The organism is Methylophilus sp. (assembly GCF_052173275.1).
Classification (GTDB): domain Bacteria; phylum Pseudomonadota; class Gammaproteobacteria; order Burkholderiales; family Methylophilaceae; genus Methylophilus.
This window is the reverse complement of sequence record NZ_JBQMUL010000002.1, coordinates 2,889,157-2,914,448: the sequence shown is the minus strand read 5'-3', so window position 1 is coordinate 2,914,448 and position 25,292 is coordinate 2,889,157. Positions and strand designations below refer to the sequence as shown.

Sequence of the window (25,292 nt, the reverse complement as noted above, 5' to 3'; positions counted from 1 at the left end):
GTCTATTCTGTAAAATCTAATTTCTTAGGCTGGAATTCGTAGCTCAAGGTGACGAAAGCTGAGCGTGGTGCACCTATGCCCAGAAAGCTGGTGCCTTGCCAATCTGCGCTGTTATAGTTGAAGCCACTTTCCCCGATTGCCCCTCTGATAGACGGAGAAAATGCATTTAGACCTAGACGGCCAGCGCTTGCATATTCTTTATCAAACAAGTTATTCACTTGCATGCCAAATCGCCATTCCGGAGATATTTTGTAACTGGTCTGGAAATTGACCACGGCATAACCAGCGGTTTTTCCTTCGCGCCAATCAGCACGTTCAATCTGGCAGTTAAAGGTTCCATCACCTTGTAAACACTCTATAGGGTAAAGCGGTTTTGCCGTTCCGGCTTTGTGTTTATTGTTTTCATTCCCCCGCACAAAGGCTTCAGAATGCATAATCATATTGAATCCAACATTCCAGTTGTCGCTTATCTCGTAACCAACATTAAAATTGAGGTTATGTAGCGGTACACCCGGTATACGGCTACCAGGCTTTACTTTGATCTGGCCATATGTACCCGTTACGCTGTCTTTCAAATCATAGACATTTCCTGCGCTACTGTTACTAGGACTTGCCAGGCTGAGTTCGGATTGGAAAGTAGCATCGGTTAACCCGTAGTTAATACCAAAACTGGTTTTACCCCATTTGCCTTTTAGTCCCATCTCGAGCCCTTGGCGACGAGTATTACCAACGTTTTGGAAATAGCTTTGGATGGCGTTGACAGAAACAAAGTAAATATCGTCTTTTAGATCGGTACGATATACGCTGGCATTCCATTCCAGATTGTCTGTAAGGTTGCCACGCGCGCCAAACTCTATACTCTTAGAACGCACTTGTTTTAAATAAGGGTCGCCAGACATCGCGCCGGGTAAGTTGCAGCTGCGTCGTTCCCGCCAAGTACGGGGAACATAAATTGGCTCACCAGTCACTGGGTGAAACTTATCAAATACCGGGCTATCGTCAAAAGCACAACCCAGTTCAATCGTAGTCGGCGTTCTTGCACCTCGGCTAAAGTTACTATAGAGGTTCAAGTTTTCTCGCGCCTGCCAAGTCACGCCCAATGACGGGTTGAAAGAGCGATATTTAAATTTCTCTTTTTGACCAGGATCCATGCTGTAAATGTTGTTGCCAAAGTCATCGACAATTGGAATGCCAAGAGGATTGAATGGCACAATATAGTCATCAACGCCGGTAGGACATTCACCAGCCTCAACTGTGCCATTACCGTCAGTATCTGTGCACAATGTCAGCCAGTTCAGCAGATTCAAAACACGGTTAGCATCCCCAAACTTGGTAAAACGGCTGACAGCCAGTTGGTTATTGACCTCTGTATGATTGAAACGTGCGGCTGCGGTGATGTTAAGTGTTTTAATCGGTGCCCAAGTCTCACTGAAATACACGCTTTTTGTCGTGTTGTCACCTTTAAAATCATTGAGCCCAAAGCCATTTTGTTTACTATTGGCGTAGTATTCCCAACCTATTTGGTCTGGAGCAGTGTAGCCATGACGATTTCTGTCCAGAAAGCCGAGATATTGTTTGCTAACGTAGGTACTGTCGGATGTATCGTAAGAAGTCCCCAACATAAACTTGTGCTTATCCAGGTTCCAGTTAAATTGCACAGCACCACCTTTGCCAAGCTGGTCAATCTGCGTATCGTTAAAAATCGCGGTGGGAGTACCTTCAATGTAACCGGTTGCTACACGGGGAATGCCTGAACCATCATCTATCACACTGTATTTACCATCGCGATAAATTTGCCTTCCATAAGCATCTTTAACACATGGTCCGCTTGCATAAGCTCCTGCAGCACCAGTGGAACAAAGATCAGCGACAGTTGATTGATTAACGGGAAACATAAGCTCCACATAGTCGTGGTAAAAACCATTAGGATCTGTGTAGCCACCTTGCACGCCGCCACGTAAAGCGCTTGATAGAATGTCGTAAAAGTAGACTGAACTTCCTCTCCCCGGGTGTATCTCTTGCGTGTAAGGCTGAAAGCCGCCCGCCCGAATAAAACTACTATTGGTCACGTAAGCAACGCCTCTATTTTCCCAGGTGTAACGCACCAGCTTGGCATAATCAGCGGATGCAACTGGCGCATTGAATGCATCAGGCACATTTGAGGGACTGTTGTAGTCATCCAGATTGATACGCGGGTCATAAGTCCAATTCCATACTTGAGCACTGGAGCCATTTGATGCGGCAACCTGCACTTGATCAGCAACATTTTGTAACTGATTATTTTCATCAAGATATTGGGCTTGAGTATTGAAGTTAGTCCCATAAATCAAATGATCCACGCAAGCATCATTAGGGTCTATACACGCGCCTATGGTGACGGCACCAGTCACGGGATCAACATATCTTGCCAGCGGGTTATAGTTTGCATCGGCCGCAACGTTCAAGGCGTAGTCGTTGTAATCTGGCAGGCCATCACGATTGATATCCTGCAACCCTCTTAATAGTTGCTGTGAGCGATCTCTGGTACTTGCTGTTGCTGGACTGCCATCAGCACCGCCAAAGTTTTCATTCACATCCGACGTGTGACTTTTGCGTTTGCTGTTGCGATTGTAAATCTGGCCGGTAATGTTAAAGGTGTCGGTGACATCCCAGACACCTGATAGTTGAAACTGCAGCAAATTATTTTTGCTCTCATCAGGCGAGGTATAAACTTGCTTGGGATTCTGATCGACCATTTGCTGCGGCAACAAACCGTTACCGGTGAGTTTGTTTCCTGCATAGAGCATGGATAAACTCAAACGGGCACGATCGCTCTGCCATTCGGCCTTACCAAATACCTGGTTGACTTTACTTGGCGAGTTATCACGCCAGCCATCTTCCAGAAAAAAGTTGCCTGAGACAAAGCCGGCAATGACGCCATTGTTGCCACCTGCGGAGGCTTGCAGTTGTTTACGGCCAAAGGAACCAGTGAGAATTTCAGCATCTAAAGACTTGCCGTCGAAGCCACTTTTAGTGCGCATGGCAAGCGCGCCACCCAAAGTACCCAACCCAAAGACAGGGTTGGAGCCTGGAAACATATCCAGGCTGCTAAGTGCATTCATGGGAATCATGTCCCAATTCACTACATCACCAAAGGGTTCATTGACGCGAATGCCATCTAGAAACACTGAAATGCCTTGTGCTGTCCCTAATTGAGGCGAAGCGGTAAAGCCGCGATATTGCAAATCCATCTGAAAGGGGTTGCTTTGATAGTCATTGACAGTCACCGATTGCAGCTTTCTATTCATTAAATCGGTAATGCTGATTGAATGTGCCTCTTTAATTTCTTTAGCCGAGATGCTTTGTACATTGCCAGGAATTTGGTCTTTGCTGAGCCCTATACCTGGAAGGGGGCCTATTTCATAAAACTTTTTTGCTCGTACTTCTACCTTATCAAGTTGTACACTCTTGTCATCACTGCGGGTGGGTATACGCTGGATATAAAGTGTCAGATCATTGAGTTTCGCTTCAAGGCCTGTATTCACAAGTAGTTTCTGCAGTGCCTCTTTACTACGCATGGTCCCAAGCAATGCCGGTGCCTGCTTATCCTGAATCAACTTATCGTTGTAGGTGATATTCAAGCCTATTTTTGCACTAAGTGCTTTTAGCGATGCGGCGAGTGGCTGGGCAGGTAAGTTAACGGTGATCTTCTGTGCTAGTACGATGTCTTCATCGGTTTGCGGCAGGTTGGTATTCAGTTCGGCCGCCTGTAATGTGGCAAGCCAATACGGATTGCTGGCAAAGCATGCAGCGATGGCTGCCCCCAGAATGATCTTTTTAGGTTTATGCATCAGGATTTCCTCGTTATTCCTTGGCTTGTTATTGCCTTAATGCATGAGGAATCGAAACCCTGATATGCCAATTGCAAAAGATTGTTAGTCGTTTGGTGTTTTGACTATTTATTTGGCAGGCGAGGTGGTTTCGAGCAGGGTGCCTGCTGGGGTTTGCCGGATATGGATATTGGCGATGCGTGGCAGGGTGGAGATAAAGTTATTGGTATCTTTCACGGCCACCACGGCGCTGATATGGTCTTTTGATAGGCCATCGGCGAGCACCGGTGTGGGGTTATAGCGCGTGAGTGTTTCGGCGATTTCTGCCACTTCGGCCTGGTTGAACACCAGGGTGCCGCTGGTGAACTTGAAGTAATCCTGGGCGGATACATTGGTGCGCGGTTGCAGCCTTGTTTGCTTGAATTCACCGACCTGGTTATTTTGCAGGATGATCTTCTGAGCGCCGGTTTTAGAGGCGACTTCCACTTTGCCGTGGTCTACGCTGACGCGTTCCAGACGGCTGAGTTTGTTGACGGAGAAACGTGTGCCCAATACGGTGACTTTGATACGGTCTGTTTCGACTACAAATGGTCTGCTGGCATCGCGTTGTACTTCAAATATCGCTTCGCCTTTGAGCAGATCGATATGCCGCTGGTTGCGGTAGTACTTGATTTCAATTTGCGTGTTGGCATTCAACGTCACGCGGCTGCCGTCATCGAGTGTTTGCGTGACCAGTTGCGCGCGCGTGGTTTCTGAAGCCAGTTGCAGGGTGGGGGTGGCTTGCCAGGTGTGATATTGCTGATAACCGGCCCAGCCTATAAACATTATTGCTACACAGCTGGAGATCGTGCCCACCAGTTTGCGTGCGGTTTTCTTGCGCTCGCTTTGTTTGAAGAACACATCCGCCTGTTTGGCTTGTGCGATGGTCTTCAGCTCATTCATTGAATCCAGGCCTTGCCAGGCATCGCTGATGCTTAAATATTCTTTTTGGTGGGCCGGGTGTTGCATGAGCCAGGCTTCAAACTGGCTGCGTTCAGGCGCGTCCGGCGCCGCTTCCTGCATGCGGATAAACCAGCGGGCGGCAGTTTCACTGATTTTTTTTTGCGTCTGCATGGGTTAGAGAAATTGCTCGCGTGCGGCGCGTATATCCAGCAATGCGCGGATCAAGTGGCGTTCAACCATGTTCAGGCTGATGCTTAACTGGCTGGCGATCTCTTTCTGCGCATAGCCTTCAATGCGGTACATGACAAATACCTGGCGGCAGCGCGGCGGTAGATCCTGAATGATTTGCGTGACCAGTTGCAGGCGCTGTTTGATATCGGCCAGATGCTCGGTGGAAACCGTGGCTGGTTCTTCCAGGTCGATTTGTTGCTGGTATTCGGTGAAATAGCTGTCTTTGCGGTATTGCTCAAGGATCAGGTTTTGCACGATGGTGCGCAGGTAGGCGTGCGGCTCCTGCTCGCGGTTGGGGCTGCTGGTTAAGGCAAAGCGCAGAAAACCATCATGCAGGATATCTTTGGCCTGATGCTGGCAGTGCGTTTTACGCCGGATGCCGGGAAGCAGTGTGGTGTACGCCCAATGTAGATTGATACCGTGCCAGAACATCTTAACTCAGTGAAAGAATAGGTCGTTTTATTTTAGGCAAGGATTATACCGATGCTAAAAAGACTGTGGGACTGATATAACTGGTTGTTTTCAAATCGAGTTTTTAGCGGACCTGAAATGATGGGTTAAATGAATATGGTTGTATATAACCATGTTGGTGCAATTTAGCCATTCTGTGGTTGCGGGCGATTATCCGCATAAATGTCGCTGAAACGTCTGCCGGTTTGCTAAAATAGCTCCTTTTACTTCGGTCTTGCTTTCATGACACGCAAACTTCTGGTGACTTCCGCCTTGCCTTATGCCAATGGCAGTATCCATTTGGGGCATCTGGTTGAATATATTCAAACTGATATCTGGGTGCGTTTTCAGAAAATGCAGGGCCACACTGTGCATTACGTTTGTGCGGATGACACGCATGGTACGCCTATCATGCTGCGGGCTGAGAAAGAAGGCATCACGCCTGAGGCGCTGATCGCAAAAGTGCATGTGGAACACAGCCAGGATTTCGCCGATTTTCTGGTGCAGTTTGATAACTATTATTCGACCAACTCGGAAGAGAATCGCCAGTTATCGGGCAATATCTACCGTGCGCTCAAGGCCAATGGCAAGATCGCCAATAAGACGATTCAGCAGTATTTTGACCCGGTCAAAAGCATGTTCCTGCCGGACCGCTTTATTAAAGGTGAGTGCCCCAAGTGCCATACCAAGGATCAATACGGTGATAACTGTGAATCCTGCGGCGCGACCTATAGCCCGACAGATCTGATTAATCCGTATTCGGCAGTGTCTGGCGCGACGCCGGTGCGTAAAGAGACTGAGCATTACTTTTTCAAATTGAGTGAGTGCGTAGACTTTTTGCGGGACTGGACACGTTCCGGCACTTTGCAGGCCGAAGCCGCTAATAAAATGAACGAGTGGCTGGGCGAAGCGGGCGAGAACAAATTGTCGGACTGGGATATTTCTCGCGATGCGCCGTATTTCGGGTTTGAGATCCCTGATGCACCGGGTAAATATTTCTATGTCTGGCTGGATGCGCCGATTGGCTACATGGCCAGTTTCAAGAACTTGTGTGCAAAGAGTCAGCAGACAGCTGACGGTAACCAAAAGGCCAGCCTGGATTTTGACGAGTACTGGAAAAAGGATTCGACGACAGAGCTATACCATTTTATCGGTAAGGATATCCTGTATTTCCACGCTTTGTTCTGGCCTGCAACATTGGAATATTCAGGACACCGCACGCCGACACAGGTGTTTGCGCATGGTTTCCTGACCGTGAATGGCGAGAAGATGTCCAAGTCACGCGGTACGTTTATCACCGCGCGCAGTTACCTGGATCACGTCAAAAACCCTGAATACCTGCGTTATTACTATGCTGCCAAACTGAATGGCAGTATGGAAGATATCGACCTGAACCTGGAAGATTTTGTAGCGCGCGTGAACAGCGACCTGGTGGGTAAATATATCAATATCGCCAGCCGTACCGCCGGGTTTATTGCCAAAAAATTCGATAACAAAATCATTCCTGCCCAGCATGCGGTCATTGATGACATGCGCGCTGCGGCTCCGGCGATTGCTGAAGCCTTTACGGCGCGTGATTTCGCACGTGCGCTGCGCGAGATCATGAAACTTACCGATGCGGCCAATGCTTATGTGGCAGAGGCTGCGCCGTGGGTGGTGGCTAAAGATGACAGCAAAGCGCCGGAATTGCATGCCATTTGCAGCAATGCACTGGAAATGTTCCGCTTGCTGACGATCTACCTGAAACCGGTGCTGCCAAATATTGCCGCGGCGGTAGAGGCTTTCTTTGATGTGGCACCGTTGCAGTGGGGCGATGCGGCTTATGGCCTGGGCTCGCAAACCATACAGCCTTATGCGCATATGGTGACGCGCCTGGAAGGCAAGCAGATTGAAGCGATGGTAGAGGCGAATAAAGAGAACTTGCAGGCAGCTGCGCCAGCGCCGGTTAACACTGAAGCGAAGGCAGATAAAAAAGTAGAAGCAACTGAGGCAGCAGAGGGTGCTTATATCTCGATTGATGATTTTGCCAAAGTGGATTTGCGCATCGCTAAAATTGTCAGTGCCGAGCATGTGGAAGGCGCAGAAAAGCTGCTGAAACTGATGCTGGATATTGGCGAAGAAAATCCGCGCCAGATTTTTGCAGGCATCAAATCTGCTTATGACCCTGCCACCCTGGTTGGCAGGTTGACGGTGATGGTGGCTAACCTGGCGCCGCGCAAGATGAAGTTTGGCTTGAGTGAAGGCATGGTGCTGGCGGCCAGTGATGAACGTGGCGGGCCGTATATCCTGTCGCCTGACAGTGGTGCGCAGCCTGGCATGCGTGTGAAATAAGCAATGATGGCAGGCCGGCGCCTGTGGCTCCGGCTATTGCCATGTCAGCGCTGCTTTTCGTAGCAAAAGCTTGCGCTAAATCAAAGAAAAGGCCGCCGTTTTCGGCCTTAATAAACACTTCAAAAATCAGCTAAGGCATTGATTTATATTATATACAATCATATAATATAAAGTTGTATAATGTTTCACGAATGGTCCATATTGCAATGGCAAAGTCGCAGGTTGTGAACAGCGCAAACCCCTGGCAAGGGCTGGATATCCAGTCTGAATGGGAGCGTTTTAGCCAGCGCGATGCCAATGCTGCACATGTGTGGACCTCGCATGTCTGGATAGACGCTATGCACTGTGCCGCATGTAGCGGACGCATAGAACAAAACATCAGACAAATCCCCGGCGTACTGGCAGTGCATGCCAGTGCTGCCTCTAAACGTGTCCGCGTAGTCTGGGATGCGCAAAAAATCACCCCTTCGCAATGGTTTGCCAATCTGGATGAGATCGGCTATTCCGCCTTGCCGGTCAACGAATATAGCGCCATTACCGATAGAACCGTCCAGCAGCGCAAAATGCTGTGGCGGCTGGTGGTTGCGGTTTTCTGCATGATGCAGGTGATGATGTACGCTTACCCCACCTATACCGCCGATAGCAATGACATGGCGCCGGATATGGTGCAACTGATGAAGTGGGCTTCGTGGGTGCTGACTTTGCCGGTGATGCTGTTCTCGGCGACGCCATTCCTCTCCCAGGCCTGGTCTAGCCTCAAACAACGCCAGTTAGGCATGGATGTGCCTGTCTCGTTAGGGATCATCGCGGCATTTGTCATGAGCACGCTGGCAACATTTGCGCCTGGTGGCTGGTGGGGTGATGTGGTGTATTACGATTCACTCACCATGTTTGTCAGTTTTCTGCTGATCGGCCGCTGGCTGGACGTCAAACTGCGTAACCGTACTGCCGGGGCGCTGGAAAACATGATGCGCCGCTTGCCCAATGCGGTGCTCAAGAAAAATGAAGCCGGCGAGTGGGTGCAGATTGCCGCCAGCAATATCAATGTCGGCGATATTTTATTTGTACGCCCTGGTGAGATATTTGCGGCAGACGGCAAGATCATTGTCGGCAACACCAGCGCCGACGAATCCATGCTCACCGGCGAATCTGACCCGGTGATGAAGGCCACCGGTGCGCAAGTGATCGCCGGTTCTGGCAACCTCACTTCCGTGATTGAAATGCAGGTCGAACAAGTGGGCGAGGGCACGCAATACCATGCTCTAGTCAATTTAATGGCCTCGGCGTCGACTGAAAAACCTGGCATTGCCTTGCTGGCCGACAAAGTGGCGCAACCTTTCCTGTGGGGCGTATTGCTGGCAGCGCTGGTGGCGGTGATGTACTGGTGGTCGGTCGACCCGGCCAAGGCGGTGATGTCTGCGGTGGCGGTGCTGGTGGTGACTTGTCCGTGTGCGTTATCACTGGCGACACCGGCGGCGATGCTGGCAAGCGCGGGCACGTTTGCCAAAGGTGGTGTGCTGATCCGCCGCTTGCAGGCGATCCAGGCCATCAGCGAAATCGATACTATTGTGTTTGATAAAACCGGCACGCTGACCGAGAACCTGCAACAGGTGCAACTGGCAGACACGCATGCGGATTGGGGTAACACTTTAATTCTGGATATGCTGGCTTCGATCACACGCGACTCGCTGCACCCGGTGGCAAAGGCTTTGCATACTTATGCGGTAGAACAAGATGCCCTTACCGACCTGGTCATGCATGACTGGCAGGAAGTGGTTGGCGGTGGTATTTCAGCCACGCTGGATACGCAGGCTGAGGCCGCGGTGGCAGTCAGGCTGGGCAATGCGCAGTTCAGCGGTGTGGTGGAATCAGAGGCTGGCGCAGAGCGTCAGGTATACCTGATGGCGGGTGAGGTGATGGTCGCCAGATTCACCCTGGCCGAGCAAGTAAAGCCGCATGCCAAGGCGGCAATTTCACAATTAATTTCACAAGGGCTTGATATTCAACTGTTATCTGGTGATAGAATAGCGCCGGTAAAAAATCTGGCATTACAACTCGGTATTCAGAGTGCGTCAGGTCTGCAAAAAGCAGAAGATAAGCTGCAACACGTGATGTTGCTGCAACAACAGGGGCGGAAAGTTTTAATGGTTGGTGATGGTTTGAATGACGGCCCTGTCATTGCAGCAGCGCATACTTCTATTGCAATGGGTACCGGCGTCCCTTTGACGCAGGCACAAGCCGATATGGTGATTTTGGGCAATGATATCGGAGTGCTGGTTTCGCTCATATCGCACTGTAAAAAAACCATCCTCATCGTCAAGCAAAATTTGTTATGGGCGGCGCTTTATAACGCTGCCGGCGTGCCTTTAGCGATCATGGGCCTGCTGCCTGCCTGGTTGGCCGGGCTAGGCATGGCGGCCAGTTCGCTCCTGGTGTTGCTGAATGCATTGCGATTGACCGATTGGGACAAGTCGCGTTGGCAGAAAGGTCAGGCATAGCTCTATGGAAATAGCATTTATGTTGATACCACTGGCCGTGCTGCTGGTGTTTGTGATTCTGGGGGGCTTTTGGTGGGCCATCCATACAGGACAATTTGAGGATCTGGAAGAAGAAGGGTCCCGAATATTAGAGCAGGATTGATATGTGTCAAATCATCGCCAGTGTATGTGTGCGATATTCGGTGTGTGTCTAAAAAAGTAGTTTTTTCATGTTGGGTGTTTGTTTTAATGATTGGGAGAAATCCATGCAAGATGCAACCGTGAAGGCGGCGACCTACAATGACAAAGTAGTGCGCCAATTCGCAATCATGGCAGTGGTTTGGGGTGTTTTTGGCACATTAATGGGCGTGATCATTGCGTCCCAGCTGGTGTGGCCGGATTTAAACCTGGGCTTGTCATATACCTCTTTCGGCCGCTTGAGACCACTGCACACCAATGCAGTGATTTTTGCATTTGGCGGCTGTGCTTTGTTTGCGACTTCGTACTATGTCGTACAACGTACCTGCCAGACACGCTTGTTTAGCGATAAATTGGCGAGCTTTACTTTCTGGGGCTGGCAAGCAGTGATCGTCGCTGCCGCTATCTCCCTGCCTTTGGGGTATACCCAGGGTAAAGAGTACGGCGAGCTGGAATGGCCTATCGATATCCTGATCGCTGTGGTGTGGATCTCTTATGCCGTCGTGTTCTTCGGTACCATCGGTATCCGCAAGGTCAAGCACATCTATGTGGCTAACTGGTTCTACGGTGCGTTTATCCTGGCGGTGGCTTTATTGCACATCGTTGAGAGTGCGGCGATCCCGGCTGGCTGGTTCAAGTCTTACTCTGCTTACGCAGGTGTACAAGATGCGATGGTGCAGTGGTGGTATGGTCACAACGCGGTTGGTTTCTTCCTGACAGCGGGTTTCCTGGGCATGATGTATTACTTTGTGCCTAAGCAAGCCGAGCGTCCTGTGTATTCTTACAGCTTGTCTATCGTCCACTTCTGGGCGCTGATCTTTACTTACATGTGGGCGGGTCCTCACCACCTGCATTACACCGCATTGCCAGACTGGACCCAGTCATTAGGCATGGTGTTATCTCTTATCCTGTTTGCACCTAGCTGGGGCGGTATGATCAACGGCATCATGACCTTGTCCGGCGCATGGCACAAACTGCGTACTGACCCTATCTTGCGTTTCCTGATTGTTTCATTGTCTTTCTACGGTATGAGTACCTTCGAAGGCCCGATGATGGCGATCAAGACTGTGAACGCGTTGTCTCACTACACTGACTGGACCGTAGGCCACGTGCACTCTGGTGCTTTGGGCTGGGTAGGTTTCATTTCCATCGGTTCCCTGTACTTCCTGATTCCACGCCTGTTCGGCCAGAAACAAATGTACAGCGTCAAAGCGATCGAAGTGCATTTCTGGATGGCAACGATTGGTGTGGTGTTATACATCGCAGCATTGTGGATTTCCGGTGTGATGGAAGGCTTGATGTGGCGTGCAATGAACGCTGACGGTACTTTGGCTTATACCTTTGTAGAAAGCGTAAAAGCAAAATTCCCGTACTACCTCACACGTGCGATTGGTGGTTTCCTGTACATGAGCGGTTTAGTGATCATGTTGTGGAACACCTATAAAACAGCAACTAGCGGCAAACCAGCGACGGTAGAAATACCAGCTGTGGTTGCTCACGCTTAAGGAAATACATCATGGCATCTCATGAACACAATAGTGGCAATCTGCACGAGAAGATCGAAACCAATAACTTTCTGCTGATCGTGCTGACTTTAATCACCATCTCTTTTGGTGGTCTGGCAGAAATCGTGCCTTTGTTTTTCCAGAAGACACTGACAGAGCCTATCCGTGGCTTGCAACCGTACACTGCCTTGCAACTGGCTGGTCGCGACATCTATCAACGTGAAGGCTGCTATAACTGCCACTCACAGATGATCCGTCCTTTCCATGCTGAAACGCTGCGTTATGGCCATTACTCTGTAGCGGGTGAATATGTGTATGATCACCCGTTCCAGTGGGGCAGCAAGCGTACTGGCCCTGACCTGCATCGTGTAGGCGGTAAATACAGCGATGACTGGCATCGTGTGCACTTGAACCAGCCTCGTGACGTGGTTCCGGAATCCATCATGCCAGCCTACCCATGGTTGAACGAAAACCTGGTTGATGACGCCACGATCGGTGACCACATGGCTGCGCTGCGTAAAGTAGGCGTGCCATACACTGATGAGCAGATCAAAGAGGGTGGTGCGGCCATTAAGGGTAAAACTGAAATGGATGCACTGGTGGCTTACCTGCAAGTGTTGGGTATACACCTCAAATAAGGATAAGGAGACGCGCCATGGATATCATCAGCATATTACGCATACTGTTTACATTACTGACCTTTGCCCTGTTTGTGGCGATCGCAGTGTGGGCATGGCGCAATCGTAACTCCGCACAGTTCAAGGACGCGCAGAACCTGCCGTTCGATCAAGACTAATGCTCTGTGTGCGAAAAGGTTAAGGGAAAAACATCATGAGTGATTTTGTAAGTGGATTTTGGCCGATCTGGATTTCGACCATTACCCTGGGTGGGATTGCATTCTGCGTTGGCTTGCTGATTTTTGCTAGCCGCGTAAAAGTGACTTTGGACAGTGATAATACCAATGGTCACGAGTGGGATGGCATTAAGGAAATGAATAACCCGCTGCCAATGTGGTGGGTAGGCTTGTTTATCATCACGGTGATCTTTGGTTTGGCTTATCTGTACCTGTTCCCGGGTCTGGGTGAGTACCAGGGTAAATTCGGCTGGACCGGTGTCAAGCAGTACGAAGCGGAAGTGGCTAAAAACAACGAGAAAATTGCACCGCTGTATGCCAAATATGCCGCGATGTCAGTAGAAGATGTGGCCAAGATCCCTGAAGCACGTGATATCGGTAAACGTATTTTCCTGAACAACTGCGCAGCTTGCCATGGTTCAGATGCCAAAGGTAGCCGCGGCTTCCCTAACTTGTCAGACAGTGACTGGTTATACGGTGGCAGCCCGGACCGCATCAAGGAAACGATCACCGAAGGCCGTATCGGCATGATGCCGCCTATGGCAGCCGCTGTGGGTAGCGAAGAAGACGTTAAAAACGTGGCTAACTACGTATTAAGCTTGTCTGGCAGTATTCATGACTCTGGTCGTGCCAATGCCGGTAAGGATAAATTCGTGGTGTGTGCAGCTTGCCACGGCCCGGACGGTAAAGGTAACCAAATGATAGGTGCACCTAACCTGACCGACAACATCTGGTTGCATGGCCAGGGTGAAGCGGCGATCATGAAACGTATCCACGAAGGTAAAACCAACCAGATGCCAGCCTGGGAAGAAAAATTCAGCCCTGAGCAAATCCATTTGCTGACGGCTTATGTCTGGGGTCTTTCCAACAAGTAAGGCATGCAGAAATCCATGGGTGACATTGGAAAAAATGCTGTGAAAATAACCACCATTCCTGAGCAAGAGGTGGTTTTTTCGCTTTATAAATCTGAAGATAAGGTTTACGCCCGTAGCGTTTCCGGGTTGTATAACAACTGGCGCTGGGTCATGGTGTGGGTCACGCAGCTGTTTTTCTATGGCGTACCCTGGTTGCAATGGGATGGTCGCCAGGCCATGCTGTTCGACCTCGACGGCATGCGCTTCTATGTGTTTGGCCTGATCTTTCATCCGCAGGATCTGATCTACCTGTCTTTCCTGCTGATCGTGTCTGCGTTATCGCTGTTCCTGTTCACCGCGATCGCAGGGCGGCTCTGGTGTGGTTACACCTGCCCACAAACGGTATATACCGAAATCTACATGTGGATGGAGCAGAAGATCGAAGGTGACCGCATTGCACGCATGCGACTGGATGATAGTAAATGGACCCTGAACAAGGTCACGCGTAAATCACTCAAGCAATTTGCCTGGATTGCGTTTGGCTTGTGGACCGGCGTCACTTTTGTCGGCTACTTTGCGCCTATGCGTGAGCTGGTGCCTAACCTGATTCACTTTGAATCAGGCGTGTGGGAAACCTTCTGGGTGTTCTTCTATGGTTTTGCCACCTATGGCAACGCCGGCTATATGCGTGAGCAGGTGTGTAAATACATGTGCCCGTATGCACGCTTCCAGAGCGCCATGTTTGACGGCGATACCATGACCGTCACCTATGATGAAACACGCGGTGAACCACGTGGCTCACGCTCTAAAAAAGCCGGTGAAAACGCCAATGGCCTGGGTAGTTGTATTGATTGCAGTATTTGTGTGCAGGTATGCCCGACCGGCATTGATATCCGCAACGGCCTGCAACATGAGTGTATCGGCTGCGGGGCCTGTATTGATGCCTGTGATGATGTCATGGACAAAATGGGCTATGCCAAAGGCCTGATCAAATACACCACACAAAACGGCATGGATAATCGCTGGAGCCGGCAGCAGATGCTGGCGCGTTTATTAAGGCCGCGCGTGCTGATCTACTCAACGATCCTGATGACCATGGTGGTCGGTATGGTGATCAGCATCTACTACAAGCCCGAATTCAGGCTGGATGTGCTGCGTGACCGCGCGGTGATGGCGCGTTATACCAATGATGGCAAGATTGAGAACGTCTATAACCTCAAACTGGAAAACGAGACCGAAGCGGTGCGCGATTACGACCTGAAAGTCACTGGTCTGCCTGATCTGGCTATTCATTTTTCCGATAATAATGTGCAGCAAATCAAAGCGCTTAAACCTTTTGAGAAGCGGAATGTCATTGTTGAGGTGCAGTTGCCTGACGGTGAAACCCGCGCCGGCTCGCACAAGATCTTATTTGAAATGACGGATATCCAGGCCAAAGAAACCATTAAAGAAAAGTCTGTCTTTATCGTACCCAGTAACTAATGCGTCACTAAGTAAGCAGGCGTGAACAAACGGAGTAAAACAGGGTGGCACAAAGCATAATGCACAAAGGAACACAGATGGTTGATCCACAAAAATGGTACCAAAACCCCTATGTCTGGCTGATTATTGGCGGCCCGGCACTGGTGATTGTGGCTTCCTTTATCACGCTATACCTGGCCATCACTCATCCTGACCCACCGATTGATGATTACTACCGCAAAGGCATAGAGATCAATAAAACGCTGGATGCCGAGCGAGATGGCATGGCGCCCGCAGTTGCTGCACGTAACCATGCGCAAACCGGCATGAAACCGGCTGACGACTAAGTCCTGTCTTCACCTTGAATCCGATCTTCAACCCGGATTCATCTAAGCAAATGTCTAGCTAAATGCGCGCACGTGAAAACCATGTGCGCGCAGCTCCCTTACGTAATATTCAATGTCACTGTCTGAAGCCGCTTGCAGGCAGGTCGCAGCCATCTGCTGGCTAGGCCTGGCGATGCCATAGAGCAAAATACCTGCAATCTTGTTTTGATAGGCCTGAAGCGCCTTGATATAGCCAGGCAGCGCCGGTGTCTTGATGATCTGTTCATCAACGCGCCTGCTGACAAGCGCTGTTTGTACCCAGGTCGTGCACAGGGTGCAACAGGTGCGCAGCCGTTGCAAATGTAATGCTAGCGGCACATGGCTGTCATTGACCGCCCGCATTTCGGCATCACTGCCTGCATCCAGCTTGAACCACACTTCGCCATTCAGCGCGTGCAGGCATTGCAACGCAAGTTGTACATGCGCGTGCTGCAACTGGCTGCCATTGGTGATCAGTCTGACTAATATCGGCAGTTGCAGGTGTGCGAGGGTGTGGCTGACCAGTTTTAATGCCTCGGGAAACTGGGGCGAGGTGGTTGGTTCGCCATCGCCTGCGAAGGCGATATCTTGCACCAGTGATGCTTCAGGGGCAATCCCGTGGGTCTTTGCCTGCTCGCTGATCCAGCGTAAGCATTCTTCCAGCTCGGCTTGCAGCACCGGCATGGCGATGACAGGAGAGGGCCCACGCTGCAGGCCTGGCACCTGGCAGTAAATGCAATGCCAGTTACAGCAATGGTTGGGGTGCAGATTAATGCCTATTGAAATACCTTGTGCCCGGCGCGACCAGACGGGGTAGATATATTGCCAGTTCTGCGTCGCCACGTAAGTGGCTAGCTTACTAAACAGCGCTTGCGCCTCCATCCTGAATCGCCAGCACTAGCAGGTGCTGGCGTTAAAAATCGCTTTCAGTTTTTCGTGATCCAGAATACGGATATTCTTCTGTTTGACTTCGATGATGCCTTCTTCGCTGAACTTGGAGAATGTGCGGCTGACCGTTTCCAGTTTCATGCCCAGATAGCTGCCGATTTCTTCACGCGTCATGCGCAGGATCAACTCGCTTTTGGAGTAGCCCCTGGCATGCAGACGCTGTAACAGGTTCAGTAAAAAAGCCGCCAGGCGCTCTTCGGCCCGCATATTGGCTAACAGCATCATGACGCCGTTTTCACGCACGATTTCGCGGCTCATGATCTTGTGCACATGACGTTGCAGCATGGGGATCTCACGTGAAAGGTCTTCCACATGGTTAAACGGCATCACACAGACTTCCGCATCTTCCAGCGCGATCGCATTGCAGTTGTGTTTATCGCTGACAATGCCATCCAGCCCGATGATCTCACCTGCCATCTGGAAACCGGTCACTTGTTCGCGACCATCTTCAGACACGACACTGGTTTTAAAGAAGCCGGTACGGATCGCGTAAAGCATGGTAAAAGCATCGCCGCTGCTATATAAATGCGCTCCCTGCTTGATTTTTTTACGGGTGGCGACCATGCCATCCAGTTGCTGCATCTCATCTGAACTCAAGCCCACCGGCAGGCAAAGCTCGCGCAAATTACAGTTGGAACAGGCGACTTTAAAGCTGGCATCTGTCTGCTTCAAATCGGTTTTTGGTTCAATGGGCCTTGGCTCGGCATGCATAGAGACAATCCTGGACTGGCGTTGAGTATCTGGCAAATTATACGCGTCCTGGTGAGATATTCCATGGCAGGGTATTTCATGAATGGCGATTTCATTGAGCATGATGCGAGGTCTCTTCCCTTTATTATGTACTGCCATTATGCAAGCACATGACTGCCCTGCATTTGATATGCATCAAGTGGCCGCTGATTACTTTGTGGCAAAGTAGCCTGCAAGCTGTGATGGGCGTTGCGCCTATCCATATTGAACAGGAAAAAGTGTGCTGGATACCATGAAACAACCGCTGATGATTACGCAAGAGCACATCGAACGCTACGATGTTTCAGGGCCGCGTTATACCTCGTATCCCACTGCTGACCGGTTTGTGGAAGCCTTTGATGCTGCAGCCTATTGCAAGGCGATAGCGCAACGCAATATCAGCGGCTGGAAGCAGCCCTTATCGGTGTATGTGCATATCCCATTTTGCGCATCCCTGTGTTTTTATTGCGCCTGCAACAAAATAGTGACCAAACGCCATGAGCAGGGCGCTATCTATTTAACCTATCTGCAACGTGAGCTGGACCTGCATGTGCAATCACTCGGGCAGCAGCAGGCATTGAATCAATTGCATCTGGGCGGCGGTACACCCACCTTCTTCAGTGATGACGAATTAGCCAGCCTGATGCGCATGCTGAAACAGGCATTTGTATTTGACGCGCATGGTGAGTATTCCGCCGAAATCGATCCGCGCACGGTAGACCAGGCCCGCCTGCAACATCTGCGTGACCTGGGCTTTAACCGGCTCAGTTTTGGCGTGCAGGATTTTGATGCCGATGTGCAGGAGGCCGTACATCGCATACAGACTTACAAACAGGTCGCGTTGCTGATGCGTCAGGCGCGCGAGATGGGTTTTCAGTCGCTGAATGCCGACTTGATCTATGGCTTACCCAAGCAGACGCCCGTCACCTTCAGGCAAACCATCTCACAGATCATCACCTTGCGACCAGACCGTATCGCGCTATACGGCTATGCACATTTGCCTTCGCGCTTTAAACCGCAACGGCGCATTTTGCAGGAAGACCTGCCGAGTGCCGTGGATAAAATCCAGATGTTATCTGAAGCGATCCAGCAGTTGATCCAGGCGGGTTATGTCTATATCGGCATGGATCATTTTGCTTTGCCGGAAGATACCCTGGCGATCGCCAAACAGCAGGGCAGGTTGCACCGCAACTTCCAGGGCTATAGCACCATGGCAGACCAGGATATCCTGGCATTAGGGGTTTCCGCCATTGGCAAAATGGGCGCGAGTTACAGCCAGAACGCAAAAACGCTGGAAGAGTATTACGACTTTCTCGATCAAGGGCAACTGCCCATCGTGCGCGGATTAGCCCTCAGCCGCGATGACCTGATCCGCCGCGCTGTCATCATGGCCATCATGTGCCATGGCGAATTAAGCTATGAATCCATAGAACTATCCTACATGACCAACTTCAGAGAATACTTTAAGTCTGAGCTGCAACAACTTGCTGAAAAAGAAAAACAGGGGCTGGTTGTATTAGAAGATGATGGTATTAAAGTCACTGAAATGGGCTGGTTCTTCATCCGCGCCATTGCCATGGTATTTGACCGGTATTTACAGCACGATGCCAACCGTGCAAGGTTCTCCAAAATCCTTTAAACTGCCGGCATGTTAGCCAGTTTACTCCTGACCGCCTTTGTCATGGGGCTGGCAGGCGGGCCTCACTGCATTGCCATGTGTGGTGCAGCTTGCGGCGCCATGCAGTCACCCTCCAACACCAGATCCATCCCGATTCGCATCGTTAAAACAACGCCGTGGAGCTTTTACCTGGGGCGCATGCTGGGCTATGGCCTGCTAGGTGCATTAGCCGCGCAAAGCCTGCGTGGCCTGGCCTGGTTATCCGGCCAAAGCCAGGTATTTCAACCATTGTGGACGTTTTCGCACACCCTGATCTTTGCCTGGGGTTTTCTGCTGCTGGTCACCGGTAAGCAACCGCAGTGGGCAGTGCAGGGCGCACAGCAAGTCTGGGCGTGGATCAAGCAGCACACCCAGCACGCCAGATTTAACTTCCTGTTCACCGGCATGGTATGGGCATTACTGCCCTGCGGTCTGCTTTATTCAGCGGTCATGCTGGCTTCCCTGCAATCGCAATGGTTACAAGGCGCCTTAGTGATGATGGCGTTCGCCATCGGTTCCGCCACCGTTCTGGCAATTGCACCAAGCCTGTGGCGTTCAGGCCAGCAAGCATTACCAGCATGGTTCAAAGAAACTACAGGCATGCGTATCAGTGGCCTGATGCTCATCGTGTTAAGCCTGATCGCATTATGGATGGACCTCATGCATCACGATAAGTTATGGTGCCAAGTTATTTGATTTATAAGAAAAAATAATTTTTTTATTGGTTTTCTCAGAATCGGCATCATTGCCAAAATGACTTGATTGATATAGCTTACTCTTGTTAATTTTAATTAATTTCCCGGAGTGACTCTATGCGTTTTACAAGCTATTACCTGCTATTGCTGTTCAGTTTATGGGCTACACATGTCATTGCCAAAGCACCGGATATTTTGCTGGCACACCTCTATCAGCAAGGCTTGGATGTACGCCAGTACCTGGTCAGTGAAAAACTAGATGGCATACGCGCCATTTGGGATGGCCAACAGCTGATCAGCCGCCAGGGCAACCCGATTCATTCCCCTGCATGGTTTATCAAAGATTTCCCCACGCAACCGCTGGATGGCGAGTTATGGATAGGCCGCGGCCAATTCGAATTACTCTCTGCAACCGTTCGGCAATCGGTGCCGGAAGACGCTGCCTGGCGTCAGGTCGCCTATTATGTGTTTGAATTGCCAAATACCGAAGGCTCGTTTGCAGCGCGTGCCCAGCGTATCGAACAGCTCATCCGCAAGGCGCATAGCCCCTACCTGAAAGCCATCAAACAATTCCATGTGCCCAACGAGCAAGCACTCAAACGTACGCTCGATAGCGTCGTTGCCAAACGCGGAGAAGGGTTGATGCTGCATCGCGCCGATGCACCTTATATTATCGGCCGCAATCATGCTTTACTCAAACTCAAGCCACAACTGGATGCTGAAGCTAAAGTGATTGCGCATGTCCCGGGCAAAGGTAAATACGTGGGTAAAATGGGCGCATTACTGGTAGAAATGCCTGATGGCATGCAGTTTAAACTAGGCACAGGATTTACCGATGCAGAGCGCGAAAATCCACCCCCTGTAGGCAGCCAGGTCACTTATACTTACCGGGATATCACCAAGAAAGGCAAACCCAAATTTGCCAGCTTCTTGAGGGTCAGGCCCCAGGAATAATCAATCTTTGAAGGAAAACAGATGAAGTGGTTTGCAGCGATCTTGATCTACTTGATGACAGTAAATGCTTACGCTATCGACTTAAGCGGCGTCTACGACTGTCGCGGCGAAGATGCCCATGAAGGTGAATATACCGGCATCGTGACGATGAAACTACGCCGCGAGCACAGCAAAGGCGCAGATGCGAGCTATGACTTCCAGCTGGAAGTCCCTGATTACGGTGTTTACAACGGCCATGCCGCGGCACATGGCATGCATGCGGCGATGCATTTTTCCCTGCCGATGGAAAATGGCGAGTATGGTGGCAAGACCAATGATTTTGGCACCGGGATTGCGAAATTTACAAAGGCTGCTAACGGGCAGTTAAGGTTCAGAAAGTTTTATTTTGAGCCGGCGTTTAAGGGTGGCAATACGGGGGTGGAGGAGTGTGTGAGAAGGTGATTGTTTTAATATGTTTTTTTAAAGCATACTCTGAGTCCGCGTCACGGTTGGCATACACTAGTCGTCATTCTGGCGCAGGTCAGAATCCAGACAAGGGTAAAGCCTAGCTTGGTGACAATAAAGTAAACGGCTTGCTTGCTGTATGCTTTAGTCGGTATTTCTTTGGATGGTTCGTTGCTCTATTTCACCTGACTTATTCTTTGTGCAAGCAAAGAAAAGTCACTCGCCGAGGGGCGAAAAGGAGCAGTACATGCTATGTTAAAAATTCCCCCTAATCACAATGCCAACCATGAATAGCTTTAATCCCCGGCATGTTAAAATCCCACCCCTATGACCGCTGTCTCTCCCGCACAACTCATCAGCCAACTCGAAAAACAACTTCAGCAATGCATGCTGGCTGACCGTTTCCCGCTGAAACGCCGTTTGAACCAGTTGCGTGATGCTTTAAAACAAAACAAACCAGTCGATAAACCGCTGGTCGATATCGCGCACAAAGTGCAGGCTTCTCAACAACGATTGCAGGCGCGGTTAGCGGCGTTACCAACACCGGAATATCCGCAAGAGTTACCGGTTAGCGGTAAGAAAGATGAGATCGCGGCGGCGTTACAGCAGCACCAGGTGGTGATTGTTTGTGGTGAGACCGGTTCTGGTAAAACCACACAGCTACCCAAGATCTGCCTGGAGCTCGGGCGTGGCGTCAGTGGCCTGATCGGGCATACCCAACCGCGCCGGATTGCGGCGCGTTCTGTGGCGACCCGTATCGCACAGGAGCTGAAAAGCCCGCTGGGCGAGGCGGTGGGTTACAAGGTGCGTTTTAACGACAAGCTTTCGGCGAACAGTTACGTCAAACTGATGACAGACGGTATTTTGCTGGCAGAAACGCAAAGCGATAAATTCCTCAATGGCTATGACACCATCATCATCGATGAGGCGCACGAGCGCAGCCTGAACATCGACTTTTTGCTGGGCTATCTCAAGCAGTTATTACCAAAACGGCCAGACCTTAAGATCATTGTCACTTCGGCGACGATAGATGCGGATAGATTCTCCAATCATTTCAACGGTGCGCCGGTAATTGAAGTGTCAGGTCGTACTTATCCGGTAGAGATCCGTTACCGTCCGCTGGGTAACAAAACCACCATGGTGGCGGTGGAAGTGCCGATAGATGACGGGCTGGATGATATAGACCGTTTTGCGCAGGACCTGATGGGTATTAAGCGCAAACCGCCACGCACGGAAACACGTTGGCTGGAGGAAGATGACGAAGAAGAGGTGATGGAAGATGCCATCCTCGATACCGCTGAGGACCTGTTACGGCAGGGCGATGGCGATATTCTGGTGTTCTTGCCGGGTGAGCGCGAGATCCGCGATACGGCGGACCATCTACGCAAAAATCAGGGTCGTTCACTCAAGCTGAAATCGGCCGAGATACTGCCGCTATTTGCACGATTGAGTATTGAAGACCAGCAGAAGATTTTCCGCCCCAGCGGGCAACGCCGTATCGTATTGTCGACCAATGTGGCGGAAACCTCGCTGACGGTGCCAGGCATTAAATATGTGATCGATGCCGGGTTGGCGCGTGTTAACCGCTACAGCCCGCGCGCCAAGGTCGAACAATTACAGATTGAGAAGATCTCGCAGGCGGCGGCCAAGCAGCGGGCAGGGCGTTGCGGCCGGGTTTCCAGCGGTATTTGCGTGCGCTTGTATGCCGAAGAGGATTTTAACCAGCGCCCTGAGTTTACTGAACCTGAGATCCTGCGCAGCTCCTTAGCCAGCGTGATTTTGCGCATGGCCGATTTACGGCTGGGGGATGTCAGCGAGTTCCCGTTTATCGAGGCGCCTTCCTCACGCCTGGTGAGTGATGGTTATCAGTTGCTGCAAGAGCTGGGCGCGGTCACAGAGCGGCGCGAAATCACCGAGATCGGCCGGCAAATGGCACGTTTGCCATTAGACCCGCGCGTGGCACGCATGATACTGGCGGCTAAAAAAGAAAGCTGCTTGCGCGAGATTTTGATCATTGCCAGTGTGCTCAGCATACAGGACCCGCGTGAGCGGCCCATGGACAAACGCGAAGCGGCTGATAGTGCGCATGCGAAGTTCAAGGCAGATGACTCCGATTTTATGAGTTATCTCAAATTGTGGGACTGGTATGACCAGGCGCTCAAGACTAAAAAATCCAATAAAGACGTGTTGAACCAGTGCCACCAGTCTTTCCTGTCGTTTCTGCGCCTGAAAGAGTGGCGTGAGTTGCATGCGCAACTACGCGAAATGGTGGAAGAAATGGACTTCAAGCTGGGCGAAAAAGAAGCCAGCTATGAGCAGGTGCACAGGGCATTATTATCTGGCCTGCTGGGCAATATCGGTTTCAAGGATGGTGACGGTGAAACCTATGCCGGAGCGCGTGGCATCCGTTTCACCATTGCGCCTGGTTCGGCACTGAAAAAGAGCCGCCCGAAATGGGTGATCGCCGCCGAGTTGGTGGATACGACCAAGCTGTATGCACGCATCGTCGCCAAGATAGATCCGGACTGGATAGAACCCGTTGCCCATGAAGGCGGGGCGCGTGATTTGACGCAAAGCCATTACAGTGACCCGCGCTGGGACCGTAAAGCTGCGCAAGTGGTGGCGTGGGAGCGTGTCAGCCTGTATGGCCTGACCATCGTGCCGAAACGGCGTGTACATTACGGGCCGGTGGATGCGGAGCAATCGCGCGAGATTTTCATACGCGAAGCGCTGGCCAATATGGAATTTGATACGCGCGCGCCTTTCCAGGAGGCTAACCGCAGGCTGATCTCGGAAGTGGAAGCGCTGGAACACAAGGCGCGTCGCCAGGATGTACTGATCGATGAGCACCAGCTGTTCGCGTTCTATGACAAAGTGGTGCCTGAGATCAGCGAGCAATACCGTGTCGTCAATGGTATCTCGTTCGAATCCTGGCGGCAGGACGCAGAAAAGCTTAATCCTAAAGTGTTGTACCTGACACGTGAATCGCTGATGCGCCACGGTGCCAATGCCATTACCGAAGTGCAGTTCCCCGAGCAGATGACCGTGGATGGCGAAACGGTGCCGCTGAAATACCGCTTTGAGCCGGGGCATGTGCTTGATGGCGTGACGGCCACCATTCCGCTGGCCTTGTTGAATCAGCTGGATGCGAGCGTAACCGAATGGCTGGTACCGGGCATGATACGCGACAAGCTGACCGCCCTGATTAAAGCACTGCCTAAAACCTTGCGCCGCGTGTGCGTACCGGTGCCTGACTTTGTGACCGGGTTTTTGCAGGCACACCATGCGGAAGGCGCTTTATTACCGGCATTGTCACAATTTATCCAGCAAAAAACCGCACTCAAGCTAAAGCCGGAAGAGTTCGACCTGGCCGGGCTGGATGCACATCATTTGATGAATTTCCGCGTGGTGGATGAAAAAGGCCGCGAGCTTGGCATGGGCCGCGACTGGAATACGCTGAAAAAACAATTAGGGTCTGCCGCACAACTGACCTTTAGAAGCGGCTCACCCGATATCGAAAAAACCGATCTCAAACAATGGGATTTTGGCGACCTGCCGCAAACACTGACCTTCAGCAAAGATGGCCGCCAGCTGACCGGTTATCCGGCGGTTGAAGATAACCAGGAAAGTGTCGCGGTGAAGCTGTTTGATACGGCTGATGCGGCGACAGTGGCGCATCGCAAAGGCGTGTGCCGGCTGATGCGCTTTGAGCTTAAAGAGCAGATGAAGCAGCTGGAGAAAAGCCTGCCCGGTTTTAACCAGTATGCCTTGCTGTTACGTGCCGTCATGAACCCTGACCAGTTGCGTGAAGACATGCTGCAAGCGATTGCCGACCGCGCATTTATCGCCGAGGATGCCTTGCCGCGTACCAATGCCGAGTTTATGCAACTCAAGCAACGTGCACGCACGCGCCTGCCCGCTGTGGCTGAAGCACTGACCAGGCAGGTACAGCTGATCGCCAGCGAATACCAGTTACTGACAGCGCAGCTGCAAAAAATGACGCCGGTCACGCAAAAAATCAAGCGTGAATGCGAACAACAATTGCAGGAACTGGTCTATCACGGGTGCTTTAGCCGTACGCCGTGGGAATATTTGCCACATGTGCCACGCTATTTAAAAGCCATCCGTATGCGTATCGATAAATATCCGACCAGCATAGAGCGGGATGGCAAGCATGCGCAGGCGATCGTGCAGCTTGACCAGCGCAGGCAGCAGAAAATTGAACAGTTACGTAAGGCGAATGCCTCTGTAACAGCCAGGTTACAAGACTTTGCGTGGCAGTTGCAGGAGTTACGTGTATCATTATTTGCACAGGAATTAAGAACGCCTTATCCTGTCTCAATCAAAAGACTCGAAAAACTTTGGCAAGAAATACAATAGTCATGCGTG

19 protein-coding genes are annotated in these 25,292 nt (G+C 51.0%); 14 read left to right on the top strand and 5 right to left on the bottom strand.

Annotated features, from left to right (window positions below; all coding sequences use genetic code 11):
- Positions 1–2 precede the first annotated feature (2 nt).
- From ACTS9Y_RS15130 to ACTS9Y_RS15120, 3 genes are all read right to left on the bottom strand, one after another.
- Complete coding sequence (locus ACTS9Y_RS15130) at positions 3–3,830, bottom strand: TonB-dependent receptor domain-containing protein (RefSeq protein ID WP_442586732.1); 3,828 nt, start codon at positions 3,828–3,830, stop codon at positions 3–5.
- Positions 3,831–3,938: 108 nt separating this feature from the next.
- On the bottom strand, positions 3,939–4,922 hold the full coding sequence (locus ACTS9Y_RS15125; RefSeq protein WP_442586731.1) for a FecR family protein: 984 nt from the start codon (positions 4,920–4,922) through the stop codon (positions 3,939–3,941).
- Positions 4,923–4,925: 3 nt separating this feature from the next.
- Positions 4,926–5,414 carry an RNA polymerase sigma factor gene (locus ACTS9Y_RS15120; RefSeq protein WP_442586730.1) on the bottom strand — a complete coding sequence of 163 codons (489 nt, stop codon included), beginning with the start codon at positions 5,412–5,414 and terminating at the stop codon, positions 4,926–4,928.
- A gap of 261 nt (positions 5,415–5,675) precedes the next feature.
- Here ACTS9Y_RS15120 and metG point away from each other — a divergent pair, with 261 nt between their 5' ends.
- From metG to ACTS9Y_RS15075, 9 genes are all read left to right on the top strand, one after another.
- Complete coding sequence (gene metG / locus ACTS9Y_RS15115; protein ID WP_442586729.1) at positions 5,676–7,763, top strand: methionine--tRNA ligase; 2,088 nt, start codon at positions 5,676–5,678, stop codon at positions 7,761–7,763.
- 206 nt (positions 7,764–7,969) lie between these two features.
- On the top strand, positions 7,970–10,261 hold the full coding sequence (locus tag ACTS9Y_RS15110; RefSeq protein ID WP_442586728.1) for a heavy metal translocating P-type ATPase: 2,292 nt from the start codon (positions 7,970–7,972) through the stop codon (positions 10,259–10,261).
- 4 nt (positions 10,262–10,265) lie between these two features.
- Positions 10,266–10,403: a cbb3-type cytochrome oxidase assembly protein CcoS gene (gene ccoS / locus ACTS9Y_RS15105; RefSeq protein WP_325240666.1), complete on the top strand. Its 138-nt coding sequence runs from the start codon at positions 10,266–10,268 to the stop codon at positions 10,401–10,403.
- 103 nt (positions 10,404–10,506) lie between these two features.
- On the top strand, positions 10,507–11,943 hold the full coding sequence (gene ccoN / locus ACTS9Y_RS15100) for a cytochrome-c oxidase, cbb3-type subunit I (RefSeq protein WP_442586727.1): 1,437 nt from the start codon (positions 10,507–10,509) through the stop codon (positions 11,941–11,943).
- An 11-nt stretch (positions 11,944–11,954) separates the two neighbouring features.
- Positions 11,955–12,581, top strand: coding sequence for a cytochrome-c oxidase, cbb3-type subunit II (gene ccoO / locus ACTS9Y_RS15095; RefSeq protein ID WP_442586726.1), 627 nt, complete (start codon positions 11,955–11,957; stop codon positions 12,579–12,581).
- Between the two features lie 17 nt (positions 12,582–12,598).
- Complete coding sequence (locus ACTS9Y_RS15090) at positions 12,599–12,739, top strand: cbb3-type cytochrome oxidase subunit 3 (protein WP_442586725.1); 141 nt, start codon at positions 12,599–12,601, stop codon at positions 12,737–12,739.
- A 35-nt stretch (positions 12,740–12,774) separates the two neighbouring features.
- A complete protein-coding gene (gene ccoP, locus ACTS9Y_RS15085) occupies positions 12,775–13,671 on the top strand; it encodes a cytochrome-c oxidase, cbb3-type subunit III (RefSeq protein WP_442586724.1) in 897 nt (298 codons plus the stop codon).
- 15 nt (positions 13,672–13,686) lie between these two features.
- On the top strand, positions 13,687–15,132 hold the full coding sequence (ccoG, locus tag ACTS9Y_RS15080; protein WP_442586723.1) for a cytochrome c oxidase accessory protein CcoG: 1,446 nt from the start codon (positions 13,687–13,689) through the stop codon (positions 15,130–15,132).
- A gap of 77 nt (positions 15,133–15,209) precedes the next feature.
- Positions 15,210–15,458, top strand: a complete 249-nt coding sequence (locus tag ACTS9Y_RS15075) for a FixH family protein (RefSeq protein WP_442586722.1) — start codon at positions 15,210–15,212, stop codon at positions 15,456–15,458.
- 54 nt (positions 15,459–15,512) lie between these two features.
- Here ACTS9Y_RS15075 and ACTS9Y_RS15070 read toward each other — a convergent pair whose 3' ends face one another.
- Positions 15,513–16,358 carry a radical SAM protein gene (locus tag ACTS9Y_RS15070; RefSeq protein WP_442586721.1) on the bottom strand — a complete coding sequence of 282 codons (846 nt, stop codon included), beginning with the start codon at positions 16,356–16,358 and terminating at the stop codon, positions 15,513–15,515.
- A 15-nt stretch (positions 16,359–16,373) separates the two neighbouring features.
- Entirely contained in the window at positions 16,374–17,135 is a 762-nt protein-coding gene (gene fnr, locus ACTS9Y_RS15065) for a fumarate/nitrate reduction transcriptional regulator Fnr (protein WP_442586970.1), read from the bottom strand.
- A 271-nt stretch (positions 17,136–17,406) separates the two neighbouring features.
- Here fnr and hemN point away from each other — a divergent pair, with 271 nt between their 5' ends.
- The 5 genes from hemN (at position 17,407) to hrpA (ending at position 25,283) form a co-directional block, all read left to right on the top strand.
- Complete coding sequence (gene hemN / locus ACTS9Y_RS15060) at positions 17,407–18,792, top strand: oxygen-independent coproporphyrinogen III oxidase (RefSeq protein ID WP_442586969.1); 1,386 nt, start codon at positions 17,407–17,409, stop codon at positions 18,790–18,792.
- Positions 18,793–18,801: 9 nt separating this feature from the next.
- A complete protein-coding gene (locus ACTS9Y_RS15055; RefSeq protein WP_442586720.1) occupies positions 18,802–19,506 on the top strand; it encodes a sulfite exporter TauE/SafE family protein in 705 nt (234 codons plus the stop codon).
- A gap of 116 nt (positions 19,507–19,622) precedes the next feature.
- Entirely contained in the window at positions 19,623–20,459 is an 837-nt protein-coding gene (locus ACTS9Y_RS15050) for a DNA ligase (protein WP_442586719.1), read from the top strand.
- A 21-nt stretch (positions 20,460–20,480) separates the two neighbouring features.
- The gene (locus tag ACTS9Y_RS15045) at positions 20,481–20,900 is read left to right on the top strand and encodes a hypothetical protein (protein WP_442586718.1); all 420 of its coding nucleotides are present in this window, start codon (positions 20,481–20,483) and stop codon (positions 20,898–20,900) included.
- 390 nt (positions 20,901–21,290) lie between these two features.
- Positions 21,291–25,283, top strand: a complete 3,993-nt coding sequence (gene hrpA, locus ACTS9Y_RS15040; protein ID WP_442586968.1) for an ATP-dependent RNA helicase HrpA — start codon at positions 21,291–21,293, stop codon at positions 25,281–25,283.
- Positions 25,284–25,292: the final 9 nt, after the last annotated feature.

Coding starts and splice junctions, on each gene's coding strand:
- ACTS9Y_RS15130 (WP_442586732.1), bottom strand. CDS start 3,830: ATGCATAAACCTAAAAAGATCATTCTGGGGGCAGCCATCGCTGCATGC.
- ACTS9Y_RS15125 (WP_442586731.1), bottom strand. CDS start 4,922: ATGCAGACGCAAAAAAAAATCAGTGAAACTGCCGCCCGCTGGTTTATC.
- ACTS9Y_RS15120 (WP_442586730.1), bottom strand. CDS start 5,414: ATGTTCTGGCACGGTATCAATCTACATTGGGCGTACACCACACTGCTT.
- metG (WP_442586729.1), top strand. CDS start 5,676: ATGACACGCAAACTTCTGGTGACTTCCGCCTTGCCTTATGCCAATGGC.
- ACTS9Y_RS15110 (WP_442586728.1), top strand. CDS start 7,970: ATGGCAAAGTCGCAGGTTGTGAACAGCGCAAACCCCTGGCAAGGGCTG.
- ccoS (WP_325240666.1), top strand. CDS start 10,266: ATGGAAATAGCATTTATGTTGATACCACTGGCCGTGCTGCTGGTGTTT.
- ccoN (WP_442586727.1), top strand. CDS start 10,507: ATGCAAGATGCAACCGTGAAGGCGGCGACCTACAATGACAAAGTAGTG.
- ccoO (WP_442586726.1), top strand. CDS start 11,955: ATGGCATCTCATGAACACAATAGTGGCAATCTGCACGAGAAGATCGAA.
- ACTS9Y_RS15090 (WP_442586725.1), top strand. CDS start 12,599: ATGGATATCATCAGCATATTACGCATACTGTTTACATTACTGACCTTT.
- ccoP (WP_442586724.1), top strand. CDS start 12,775: ATGAGTGATTTTGTAAGTGGATTTTGGCCGATCTGGATTTCGACCATT.
- ccoG (WP_442586723.1), top strand. CDS start 13,687: ATGGGTGACATTGGAAAAAATGCTGTGAAAATAACCACCATTCCTGAG.
- ACTS9Y_RS15075 (WP_442586722.1), top strand. CDS start 15,210: ATGGTTGATCCACAAAAATGGTACCAAAACCCCTATGTCTGGCTGATT.
- ACTS9Y_RS15070 (WP_442586721.1), bottom strand. CDS start 16,358: ATGGAGGCGCAAGCGCTGTTTAGTAAGCTAGCCACTTACGTGGCGACG.
- fnr (WP_442586970.1), bottom strand. CDS start 17,135: ATGCATGCCGAGCCAAGGCCCATTGAACCAAAAACCGATTTGAAGCAG.
- hemN (WP_442586969.1), top strand. CDS start 17,407: ATGAAACAACCGCTGATGATTACGCAAGAGCACATCGAACGCTACGAT.
- ACTS9Y_RS15055 (WP_442586720.1), top strand. CDS start 18,802: ATGTTAGCCAGTTTACTCCTGACCGCCTTTGTCATGGGGCTGGCAGGC.
- ACTS9Y_RS15050 (WP_442586719.1), top strand. CDS start 19,623: ATGCGTTTTACAAGCTATTACCTGCTATTGCTGTTCAGTTTATGGGCT.
- ACTS9Y_RS15045 (WP_442586718.1), top strand. CDS start 20,481: ATGAAGTGGTTTGCAGCGATCTTGATCTACTTGATGACAGTAAATGCT.
- hrpA (WP_442586968.1), top strand. CDS start 21,291: ATGCTGGCTGACCGTTTCCCGCTGAAACGCCGTTTGAACCAGTTGCGT.